Annotated in this window: 15 protein-coding genes and 1 riboswitch; of the genes, 7 read left to right on the top strand and 8 right to left on the bottom strand. The window is 39.3% G+C overall.

Annotated elements, in window-relative coordinates:
• Positions 1-106: 106 nt before the first annotated feature.
• Together B4F08_RS01635 and B4F08_RS01640 are read left to right on the top strand one after the other, a co-directional pair.
• A complete protein-coding gene (locus tag B4F08_RS01635) occupies positions 107-316 on the top strand; it encodes a PA3496 family putative envelope integrity protein (protein WP_004982817.1) in 210 nt (69 codons plus the stop codon).
• A gap of 70 nt (positions 317-386) precedes the next feature.
• On the top strand, positions 387-911 hold the full coding sequence (locus B4F08_RS01640) for a YecA family protein (RefSeq protein WP_086208110.1): 525 nt from the start codon (positions 387-389) through the stop codon (positions 909-911).
• 49 nt (positions 912-960) lie between these two features.
• Here B4F08_RS01640 and B4F08_RS01645 read toward each other — a convergent pair whose 3' ends face one another.
• Positions 961-1842: a LysR family transcriptional regulator gene (locus B4F08_RS01645; RefSeq protein WP_291372728.1), complete on the bottom strand. Its 882-nt coding sequence runs from the start codon at positions 1840-1842 to the stop codon at positions 961-963.
• Between the two features lie 92 nt (positions 1843-1934).
• Here B4F08_RS01645 and B4F08_RS01650 point away from each other — a divergent pair, with 92 nt between their 5' ends.
• Entirely contained in the window at positions 1935-2159 is a 225-nt protein-coding gene (locus B4F08_RS01650; RefSeq protein WP_086208108.1) for a DUF2798 domain-containing protein, read from the top strand.
• Positions 2160-2214: 55 nt separating this feature from the next.
• Here B4F08_RS01650 and B4F08_RS01655 read toward each other — a convergent pair whose 3' ends face one another.
• From B4F08_RS01655 to B4F08_RS01670, 4 genes are all read right to left on the bottom strand, one after another.
• On the bottom strand, positions 2215-2631 hold the full coding sequence (locus B4F08_RS01655; protein ID WP_086208107.1) for an ABZJ_00895 family protein: 417 nt from the start codon (positions 2629-2631) through the stop codon (positions 2215-2217).
• A gap of 22 nt (positions 2632-2653) precedes the next feature.
• Positions 2654-3268, bottom strand: a complete 615-nt coding sequence (locus B4F08_RS01660) for a DedA family protein (protein WP_291372731.1) — start codon at positions 3266-3268, stop codon at positions 2654-2656.
• A gap of 80 nt (positions 3269-3348) precedes the next feature.
• Positions 3349-3648 carry a hypothetical protein gene (locus B4F08_RS01665; RefSeq protein ID WP_086208105.1) on the bottom strand — a complete coding sequence of 100 codons (300 nt, stop codon included), beginning with the start codon at positions 3646-3648 and terminating at the stop codon, positions 3349-3351.
• A gap of 209 nt (positions 3649-3857) precedes the next feature.
• Entirely contained in the window at positions 3858-4790 is a 933-nt protein-coding gene (locus tag B4F08_RS01670) for a rhodanese-related sulfurtransferase (protein WP_086208104.1), read from the bottom strand.
• 180 nt (positions 4791-4970) lie between these two features.
• On the opposite strand from B4F08_RS01670, the gene B4F08_RS01675 reads away from it, so the two are divergent.
• A complete protein-coding gene (locus B4F08_RS01675) occupies positions 4971-5456 on the top strand; it encodes a DUF1289 domain-containing protein (protein WP_086208103.1) in 486 nt (161 codons plus the stop codon).
• Positions 5457-5540: 84 nt separating this feature from the next.
• Positions 5541-6155 carry a LysE family translocator gene (locus tag B4F08_RS01680; RefSeq protein WP_086208102.1) on the top strand — a complete coding sequence of 205 codons (615 nt, stop codon included), beginning with the start codon at positions 5541-5543 and terminating at the stop codon, positions 6153-6155.
• 62 nt (positions 6156-6217) lie between these two features.
• On the opposite strand, the gene ribB is transcribed toward B4F08_RS01680, so the two are convergent.
• On the bottom strand, positions 6218-6877 hold the full coding sequence (gene ribB, locus B4F08_RS01685) for a 3,4-dihydroxy-2-butanone-4-phosphate synthase (protein WP_086208101.1): 660 nt from the start codon (positions 6875-6877) through the stop codon (positions 6218-6220).
• 105 nt (positions 6878-6982) lie between these two features.
• A riboswitch (FMN riboswitch) is annotated at positions 6983-7145 on the bottom strand.
• 264 nt (positions 7146-7409) lie between these two features.
• Here ribB and B4F08_RS01690 point away from each other — a divergent pair.
• Complete coding sequence (locus B4F08_RS01690; RefSeq protein WP_291372734.1) at positions 7410-9194, top strand: DUF2157 domain-containing protein; 1785 nt, start codon at positions 7410-7412, stop codon at positions 9192-9194.
• Positions 9191-9793 carry a GDYXXLXY domain-containing protein gene (locus tag B4F08_RS01695; RefSeq protein WP_291372736.1) on the top strand — a complete coding sequence of 201 codons (603 nt, stop codon included), beginning with the start codon at positions 9191-9193 and terminating at the stop codon, positions 9791-9793. Before B4F08_RS01690 ends, B4F08_RS01695 begins: the two co-directional genes overlap by 4 nt.
• 64 nt (positions 9794-9857) lie before the next feature.
• Here the strand turns inward: B4F08_RS01695 and panD are convergent, their stop codons facing one another.
• Both panD and pth read right to left on the bottom strand, forming a co-directional pair.
• The gene (gene panD / locus B4F08_RS01700; RefSeq protein WP_004695506.1) at positions 9858-10238 is read right to left on the bottom strand and encodes an aspartate 1-decarboxylase; all 381 of its coding nucleotides are present in this window, start codon (positions 10236-10238) and stop codon (positions 9858-9860) included.
• Positions 10239-10381: 143 nt separating this feature from the next.
• On the bottom strand, positions 10382-10963 hold the full coding sequence (gene pth / locus B4F08_RS01705; RefSeq protein WP_004695508.1) for an aminoacyl-tRNA hydrolase: 582 nt from the start codon (positions 10961-10963) through the stop codon (positions 10382-10384).
• Between the last annotated feature and the right edge of the window lie 48 nt (positions 10964-11011).

Below are 11011 nucleotides of genomic sequence, written 5' to 3' on the forward strand. Positions count from 1 at the left end.
AAAACAAATTAATTGCTCTAAAAGCAAATAAAACTTGACAAGGTTCTGGAACCCATATAAATAGCGGTTAAGACCCTTCACATTTTTTCACTATGAGGTAGTTTTAGTGTCTTCTACAGATTTTGAACTAGATGATAACTACGCTGATGATGATGTTAATTTTGATGAGTCATCAAGTAAAATTAGTGCGAAAGAATCATTAGAAAAACGTCGCCTGATTGATGACCTTCTTGCACAGCGCCGTTTGGAACGTGAGCTTAAAGATTTTGATTACGACATCGACGATGACGACGATTTTGACGACGAAGAAGACTAAAATCAGATGTAGCATCGTGTCTGAAAATGCTATGCTAATGCCCTAATCAGTTTCTGAATTTGGATTTGAAATGAGTGCTTTAGATTTAGACTTATTGAGTGAATATCTAGATGGTGACCAAAATGAGTATGGTCTAGATTTTGCAGCGACTCATGGTTTTTTGTGTGCAATTGCAGTTGGTCCTACTTTTGCAAAATGGTTGGATGAACTTTTTGATAATAATCAAAAGAAAGTGCCTGCCGAGATCATCGTGCAAGTGAAAGCTTGGCTTGAGTCTATTCGTCAAAACCTTGCCAATGAAGAGGGAATTGAGTTTCCTTTTGAAATTGAAGAAGCAGATGTAGAATCAAGCTTGGGCGACTGGAGCGTTGGTTTTGTTGATGCAATGTTTTTAAACGAAGATGCTTGGTTCACGCCTGAGTTTGAAGAACAGCTGGTCGATCTTACCTTACCAATTATGGTTTTTAGTGGGATTGATGAAGAAGACCCGCAGATGGAAACCTTCCGTCGTAACGGTCAGTTAATGGATGAACTTGCAGAAGAAATTCCAGAGAACTTAAATGAACTTTATTTGATGTATCACACACCAAATTAAGCTAAACATTTATTTTATATTTAACTCGGGTAGCGAGCGCTTTGTTGTGCTATCCGAGATTCGCCATGTATGCAACCAATTCCTCCACAACCACGCGAACACGCGTTGGTAGTAATTTTTGTGATGGCCATATTGCATAAATATCACGAACAGGTGTTTGCCACTCAGGTAACACTTTTATCAAACGTCCCGACACTATTTCCGCTTTACACACATTTTCTGGTAAATAGCACAAGCCTAAGCCATGTAAGGCTAATTCTGTACAAATCTGCATTTCATTTGTAATCTGCGCTCTAAAATTTTCTAATTTGAACTCTATTTGTTCATGATTACGTTGTAATTTTATAATGGATAATGGTTGCGCGATGATCCAGTTGTGAATTTTTAAATCGTTCGGATGATAAATATTTGGGGCTTGAGCAAGATATTGCGGTGAGGCCACAATCATCGTTTGAAGACTACAAATATATTTTTGAATATACGAAGTATCTTGCTGTTGACCGATTCGTAAAGCTAAATCTGCCCCCGTACTTAAAAGATGATCTTTTTTGTTGTCTAAACAAATTTCTAAGCGGATATCTGGGTATTTATGTAAAAAACTCGCCCAGAAAGCTTTAAGAATTGTATTGGCGAGATTGATTGGTGCTAATAATTTTACTTGACCAATAGGGTCTAAAATATGATGGCTTAGTTCTTGAGTCGCTTGCTGCAAACTAGAAATAAGGGGTTGGCATCTTTCGTAATAGCTTTGTCCCTCATGGGTAAGTTGAATACCTCGTGTTGTGCGGTGCAGTAGTTTACATCCTAATGTTTTTTCGAGCTGTTGTAGGCGTCGGGTTAATGTTGCTGTTGGAATAGACTGATTTTTAGCGGCTTGACTCAAGCTGCCTGCTGCAACGATAGCAATAAAGAGTGAAAGATCATCAAGCATTTCATTTTTGGAATTAATGTTTTAATTTATAGCGATTCTATCAAATATGAAATTAAGTCACAATTTCTCAGTCGTTGATTGAGGAAAAAAATATGACACTCAGATTTCGCTTGCTTAATACAGCTTTAATGTCAATGCTATTGTCTTTCTTGATGACATTATGGGTGACTTGGCTAAATTTAGGCTTCATTACCGACTTTATCCAACATTGGTTACATGCATGGTTAATGGCTTGGCCTGCTGCTTTCATTTGTGTAATGCTTTTAGCACGGCCTGTATTGTTAATCAGCCAAAAGGTTTTGGGTGTACAAAAGTAGTCTAAAAATGGACATGCTCAAGTTTTATTTCGATAGGTTATGTCCATTATTCAGCCTAATGGTTATGTTTTTGATCATAAAATGTTGCATACCATCCATAAGCAATATGGAAAATAGCACCATGAATCGCGACCATACACAACATCACTACTGCTGTGAGTCCGATGCCAGCATTATCGACAGATTTCATAATGGCTTCAGCATTGGGATTCATCACAACTAAGAATAGGACAAAAAAACTGCCAATGATAATGGCAACAGCACTTGAGCCCCACACCAGCTGAATCTTTTCATGATTACTTGGAACGCGTTTTTCTTTTTTAACGAAGTGTCCTACAGTGATCAAAGCACAGGCTACTAAGGTTGGAATTAAGGTAAAACCACCAAGGTTTAAACCAAAGATGAGTACTGTGATTAAGAGTACTAAAGCAATGCTATATACTGCGGCGAAGTGCAGTAAGTAGTGTTTCATGTATTTCCCCAAAAATAAAAAATTAACTGCGAGTTTTGCGTAAATGTTTGCGGTATAGAATCCATGAAATAAGCACAGCAACAATGGTAATAATCACATAACCGACTTTACTAAAAATTTGATGCATCAATGCTTGGTTTTCACCAAAGTAATAACCGATTGTTGCTAAAAATGTTGTCCAGATAATTGTACCGAGTCCACTATAAAACATGAACTTCCAAAAGGGCATACGGCTCATCCCTGCGGGAATACTGATCAGTGAACGTACCGCGGGTATCATCCGACCAAAGAACACAATACGGTGTCCATATTGTTCAAACCAGTCTAAAGATTTTTTGACATCGCTGGATTTAATAAATAAGTATTTTCCATAGCGGTCAACCCATCTGAAGATGCTGTCTTGTTTAAACTGATAACCAACCCAATACAGTAGAGCTGCTGCAAGCAATGAACCGATACATCCTGCAATAATGACCCCAGTTAAAATGAGCTGCCCCTGAGATGCTGAGTAACCTGCAGAGGGCATAATGATCTCGGATGGGATGGGCGGGAAGACATTATCAAGGAACATGAGCAGGGCAATTCCGACATAGCCCAATTGTTCCATGATAGCGATGATCCACTCGGTGAGATTCATAAAACGTGTGAAAAATAAATGCGATAAGTTATCTTAAGGACTTATCGCATGTGGGTAAAGATTTGCAATGTATTGTTTTGCTATTCATCAAAACGCGTATGTGTCAGGGTGTGAATATATACTTTGCGTAAAGTGTAAGCGAATACAATCGGAATAAGAATGAGTAGCCCATAATTGAAGATCGTTGAGTCTAAGTGATAGCCAATCCCAAGTGAGATACTTGAACCAATCAACATGCCCAAAACCACAATAAACAAATGTGTACGTTGTTCAAGCTTGGCTTTAATCTGATTGAAACTGGTATGGTGATATTGTTCAATACGGTTGGCTGCAGCATTACGAATTAGATCGCGATGGCGCGAAAGGATCATTTTATGCATAGCAATTATCCTATGTTTCGTCGTTTAGGAACGTCATTTTTATTGTTATGTGGAGACTTTTAGTACACCACTTTAGGTTATTATTTGTACAGTATGAATTAGATTTATCAGAACGCCATGACAAAATTGTTAAATAATTTTAAAAACGTGAACTATATAAAAAAATAAGCCCTCAAACGAGGGCTTATTTGGATAAAGCGAGCAAATGATCAAAGGCGTTTACGTTTTGCTGCTGCAATTTGTGACTGGCGCATACGGAAGCCTTCTTTTTGTTTTTCAGTGGTTTTATCAATGCAGTATTTGCATGATACGCCGTGTTCATAACTGGTTTCTTCAGCTTCTACTGGAAGAAGTGGCCAACCACAAGCATGGCATTTAATGTTTAGACCTTCTTCGACACCATGTGTGACAGCTGTACGACCATCAAATACGAAACATTCACCTTCCCACATGCTTTCCTCAGCAGGGGTTTCTTCTAAGTACTTTAAGATCCCGCCTTTAAGATGGTAAACCTCATTGAAACCTTCTTGAAGAAGTAATGATGTAGATTTTTCACAGCGGATACCGCCTGTACAGAACATCGCAATTTTTTTATCTTTATGCTGTTCTAAGTTTTGTTTTACATAATCAGGGAATTCGCGGAAGGTTTCCGTTTTCGGGTCAATGGCACCTTTGAACGTTCCTGCTTTATATTCATAGTCATTACGGGTATCGACCAAAATGACATCATCGCGCGCAATCAGTTCATTCCACTCTTTCGGATCAAGGTAGTGACCGACTAAATCGCGTGGTTTAACTTCCACACCTAAAGTGACGATTTCTTTTTTAAGTTTGATTTTCATCTTACGAAATGGTTTGTCTGCACTGTCAGACTCTTTGTATTCCATATCGTTGAAACCTTCATTTAGAAGGAATTGATGAATAGTGTTAATCGAAGCGCGATCACCAGCAACAGTACCGTTAATACCTTCGCCAGCAACAATCAGAGTACCACATAGGTTGATGGTTTTTACCAAGTCTAAAAGACGTTGTTGCAGATCAGCAGGATCTAGAACTTCTTTGAATTGATAAAGTGCGGCAACAACCCAACCAGTCGTCGCTTGCTGTTCTACAGGTGCAAGCTGTTCTACAGTAGCGTTCATGGAGTACTCCAATGTATTTTGATAGATAATTTTAAGGCCCATATTTTACATGGAATTCAATCAAGATGCGAGATAAGTAAACATTTTAAATGGCTTCTCAAGTTGTAGGTGAGCGTGTATATTCAGTTGCCGAAGACAAAATCTATTTTGTTTTGGTAGATTGCTTATCAGGAGTATGTTTTGAGTACAGATCGTCGAATTGCCTCTTTGACCCCATGTGCAGGGCGTTGTTCAACGGTATTTGGTGATTCTGTGTGTCGTGGCTGCCGTCGTTTTAATCATGAGGTAATTCAGTGGAATACCTACACTTCGGAGCAGCATAGTTCAGTTTGGCAACGCTTAGATGCACAACTAGATCAAATTTTAGTACCGATGTTGCCATTTGCAGATGTACAGCAGGTCGAAGCTTTTGTTTTATCCAAACGTGTTCGTTTGCGTCCCGATGCATCAAAAGGACGTAAGCTTTATCATGCTTTGAAAGTGTGTGAAAAGAATAAGAGTTTTACAGAAGAGAGTGGTTTAGGTATTCAGGCACAGCAAGTGAAACCACTTTGGCAAGAATTTGAACGCCGTGTTCTTGCCCTTGCGACAGCCAGTTATGATTTGGCTTTTTTACGCGCTGATGCCATTCGGCAACATCTCATCCATACCGAAGAGGACGAATAAGTCCTCTTTGTTTTTGTATAAAAAAGAATACTCATGTCACTGAAATAGAGTATGTGAGCGTGGGCTGGGGGAAAGGGTTTTTAGATGGTAAATGTATTTGAACTCATGCTGTACTGTATGGCTGTGGTGGTCATGATTGCAACACCTGGCCCAGTGATGTTACTGGTTGCCAGTGCGGGTCTAAAAGGTGGATATAAACAAGCCTTAAAAACCATTTTTGGGACGAACTTAGCCTCTTTAGTCCTTATTGTTTTGTCAGTGCTGATTTTAAAAGGCTTTTTAAATATTGCAGAGCATTGGCTAAATGCCATTAAAGTTTTAGGCTGCTTATATATTGCCTATTTAGGCTTTCAAATTTTAAAAGAAGCTGTTGCGCAAGAACCTGATACTGCACCTGTGCAGTTAACTGCGGTACAGGGAGGTTTTAAGCAAGGTTTCTTGGTGGGTATTTCCAATCCGAAAGATATTATTTTCTTTGCTTCATTTTTCCCACAGTTCATCGGGGTTACCAGCGATGTCGATGTCAGCCTTGTACTATTGACCATTCTCTGGATTATTTTAGACTTCAGCACCTTGTCTTTGGTTTATTTGGGTTTTAATAAACTCTCGCAGTCCGCTTTGTACAATAAGCTGTTAGGTGTTTGTGGCGCGATATTGGTCAGCATTGCGCTCTATGGTATTTATACTGTCTTTGCTTGATGTTGATGGTACTGTATCAAAAAGCCTCCAATATGGAGGCTTTTTGATTGTGAGCTTAAAAATTAGACTCCGTGTTTAATGCGATACTGCACCAATTCTTCAATGGTGATTACGGTCAACTGATGCGTTTGTGCATAAGCCAACACTTGAATGCCTGAGGCCATAGTTCCATCAGCATTGGTCAGTTCACACAAGACACCTGCTGGCTTCAAGCCTGCTAAACGTGCTAAATCAATTGTCCCTTCGGTATGACCACGACGGGTGAGCACACCGCCTTGGCGTGCACGAAGTGGGAATACATGACCAGGGCGGTTTAAGTCGCTGGCAATAGCCCCATCCTTAATCGCGGCTTTGACTGTGGTAGTGCGGTCTTGTGCAGACACACCAGTAGTCACGCCAGTTGCAGCTTCAATGGTTACAGTGAATGCTGTTTTAAACTGACTCGAGTTATCTGACACCATAGGCACAAGCTCTAAGTGATCGGCCAATTCATCGGTCAGACATAAACAGACAATGCCAGAACCATCACGAATCATACGTGCCATTGTTTCGACGGTGAGAGTTTCGGCAGCCACAATGAGGTCGGCTTCGTTTTCACGGTCAAAGTCATCCATCACCAAAACAGGTTTACCTTGGCGGATATCTTCTAAAGCTTGTTGGATACGTTGTTCAGCTGGAGAAAGGGCTGAAAAGAAAATTTCGGGTTGAATCAAACTAGACATTGAAACGCTCGCGTAAAATTAAAGTACGGTTGAACATTTCAGGACTTTGAAAAATTGGCGTAGCAATAAATCCTCACAGGTTTGCACCTGAGATTCTATTGGTCACGTCGTCTTCTTTCATCCGGACTATACCGTCGGCTTTGGAATTGAACCAAATCTGCGAGCCAAACAGATGATTTCTGCTTGGCTGGCTCGTGGGCTGATTCAGTCTGAGTCATTCAACTGAACTTACCACCGGTGGGGAATTGCACCCCGCCCTGAAGCGATGTAAGCCCATTATAGTGCTAAATATTTAGAAAAACAGGGGGTGTTTTAGAATGATCAGTTTTATACATAGAACAATTTTTGCTATAGGGTTGTTTATGTTATTGGTTTGCTAAAGACCAACACTCTCTGTGTATGATTTCACTTAGTATGAGTTTAATGTTTAAAAATGAATACTTGAGAAGAACCATAAACATGAATAAGAAGTTTTTCTATAGGTTGAATGATTTGAAATGATCAAGATAAAAATAAGAGTGAGGGGTTAGGATTGATTAAAATTCAACAATACGATTATCCTTGGAATGCTGAGTCCTTCATCAAGCATCTTCAAGTTTTTGGTTTTACACTCATTGCGGTCAGTATGTTGTATTTGGTTGCTGCCAATTGGTTTATGTTGCCAAAGAATATTCAACTGGCTATTCCTCAGTTGTTGTTATTCCTCAGTGCGGTTTTTAGCCTGTGGCTGACAAAACATGATTTTCTAGTGCAGTGTTTACATAGTATATGTGGTTTGATGATTGGTTTAAGTCTGGCTGTGATTGGTCAAATTTATCAAACGGGTGCTGACAGCTATTTATTATTTCTACTTTGGTCTGTGCTGCTTTTACCGTGGTTATATCGTCCGAATATCGGGATGTTTTTCCTTTTATGTATTACCAGCCAGTTGGCGTTGTTTCTGTTTTTTATCCAAACCTTTTGGGGAGATCAATATCCAGACCTCTTCTTAATCAGTATTCATGTATTTGCACTGATTCAATTCTATCTCTGCAATAAATATTATTCGAAACTCCGTTATTTATTCTTGCTGTGGTTTGCCATTCTCTCGGTTTGGCATATGGCGATGTATCTCTATGCGGATAAAAACATTCTTTATTTCATCGTGTCTTTTCTCTTGTTGGGCATTTCACTGGCTTACTATTATCAAAATAAAGATCAGCTATGTAGTGCACTTTCAGCCGTTGGCTTGGGCATTAGCTTTACCTTGGTCATTGTGAAAGCGGTGACGGAGTGGTTTGGTCAGAATGAAATTTTTGAATTATTTTTTATCGCACTGATTATTTTTGCGTGGTTTGCTTTTATCACTTATCTGTTGATTAAATTTATTCCACATAGTCGCTTCAATGCTATTCCACTTGCGGTAGGAGCTTGGATTGCGGGCATCGTCTTTGCTACGTTGATGCTGACCTTTTGGGGGAATTTCTCTTTAATTATGGGTATTGTCTTTGTAGCTTTGGCGGCTTACTTGTTGAAAGCTAAACAAAGTTTGTTTTTAAGACAATTTGCTTATTGTCTCTGGGTTGCAGGACAAATTGCGGTGATTTTTCACACCGTTGATTTGATGAATCAAATTATACCTATTCTATTTTTACAATTGGTGATGCTTGCACTCGCCTATTTTATGCGTACACATTGGTTCTTTGTTTTTGTTCAAATTTTGGGTTTATATGCAGCAGGTGTGGCGTGTATTTGGGATATTAATGCACATCTCAGTTGGCGTAATATTGTTGAGAATTTTGTCTATTTAGCGCTTTGGAATTATGTTTTTTATCTGGGAATTCTGACTATAAAATTTATACAGCCAACTGAATATCAACGTAGTGTATTGCTTGCAGCACTTGGAGTTATTCTATTTTCCATGGGCTTTTATACTTTATTTGGGAAATATGAATTAGCGAAAATTGAGCACATTCCGATATTGGCTTTTGGTCTGCCGATTTTATGGTTTGTACTTTTTGTCTTTTTACATATTCAAAAGCAGTTTCATTTATTTGCGCACTTCATTTTGGTTGCTTTCGCAGCAGGACTGATTTTTTATGGCTATTTCGATATTTTTATTTGTTTGGCCATCATTTCATGGGCATTAAAAACACAAGATAAAGTGATCTATGGATTTGCACTGGCAACTTTCGCTGTAATTTTAGGGTTTTTATATTATTCCCTTGATGTGACCTTTCTGATTAAAAGTTTAAGCATGTTTTTGTCAGGGCTGATGTTGCTCTTACTGACATTGAGCTTGACTATATTTAAGCAAAAAGAGGAGTTTGGGGTATGAAAAAAATGATTCCTCTTGTTTTGGCACTACTTAGCATCGCGGTATTTTTAGGCTTAATCTTTAAAAATGAATGGCACATAAACCATAGTCAAAGCATATATGTGCGTTTGCAACCTGTAGACCCACGTTCGATTATTCAGGGTGATTATATGGCACTAAATTATCAACTTTATTTTGCGCCACAGCATTCAAACCCAGAAAGTAACAACCAAGCCAACATCAATCAGCAAGATCAGATTTTTTCAGGTCATTATTTTGATGAAGTGATTAACAACAAGTCTTCGGTGCTCACTTATGTTGAACTCGATGCACATAGGCGCGTGATCCATAGCTATTTTGAGTCGCCTAAAAATGTTCGGACAGCTCGACTGATTTTACAAAACCCGAATAATCGTTATAACCAGCTTTATCCTGCATCGAGAAGTTTTTTATTTGCAGAAGGTTTAGCCGATTGTTATCAGCAGGCAGAATATGCTGAGTTTAAAGTCGATGAGCAGGGCAATGCGATACTTACGGCATTGAAAGGTAATCAGCTACAAGATTTAGGCTGTGAGAGTAAACGGGATTGGCTGAGCGGATTTCGTTCTGATCCAACTTGATACAATGGTATGATTCTGCTGATAAAAAAATCCGCACGCAGCGGATTTTTTTAATCTATTGGGTTTAAGCCACTTGTACTGGAATACAGTTTGCCATGTGACTTACAGTGTTATCTGGATTTGCATAAACCAAGCGTGGTTTATGTGCATTTGCTTCAGCTTCTGTAAAATCACCAAAGGTCGCGATAATCATTAGGTCGCCTACATCAGCTTGATGTGCTGCGCCACCATTGACTGAAATGATGCCAGAACCTTCTTCACCACGAATTGCATAGGTACTGAAACGCTTACCATTTGTCACGTTCCACATGTGAATTTCTTCATATTCGCGGATACCGGCTAAATCCAATAAAAGACCGTCAATTGCACATGAACCTTCATAATGGAGTTCAGCTTGAGTAACAACACAACGGTGGATTTTTGCTTTTAATAAACGAGATAGCATGACGAGCGTCTCCTGAGTGGACCTAAGATCGTTATCTTATGGTTAAATCAAACTGAACTTGCTGGATAAGCAATCAGGCAAGCGCATTTTGCCTTTAAAAAGACACTATGGCAAGCAGTAGCGTTCAACAAATTTTTGACTTATCAGTTCGGTTTGTAAGCATTGATTTGATTCATGGCTGGCTGAATCTCACCATTCACTAGCATTTTAGTGCGAGCTAATGCGTGATGGATTGCGTCATCCATTAAATTTTGTTCATTGCTTGGTGCTTTGCTCAGGACATGTCCTGAAACACGTTCTTTTGAGCCTGGATGGCCAATTCCAATGCGTAAGCGATGGAAGTTTGGGCCGATATGAGGAACTATGTCACGTAAACCATTATGTCCACCATGACCACCACCTGTTTTTAGGCGAATGACACCAGGGTTCATATCGAGTTCATCGTGAGCAATCAGTATTGCTTCTGGAGCAATATTGTAGAATTTTGCGAAGGGAACAACACTTTTACCAACAAGGTTCATAAAGGTTGTGGGTAATAACAGACGGACGTCTTGACCTTCGATATTACCACGCCCACTCATTCCATTGAATTTTGGGTCTTTTTTAAGGGTAATGCCATATTGTTCTGCAAGGCGTTCAACAAACCAAAAGCCTGCATTATGGCGGGTTTGGGCATACTCAGAACCTGGGTTGCCCAAACCAACAATCAGTGAAATATTTGACACTAATTACACCAATAACACTTATGCGCGAACGAAGTCAGCGTGCATAGG

It is taken from the genome of Acinetobacter sp. UBA6720, from assembly GCF_002454215.1.
Lineage (GTDB): Bacteria > Pseudomonadota > Gammaproteobacteria > Pseudomonadales > Moraxellaceae > Acinetobacter.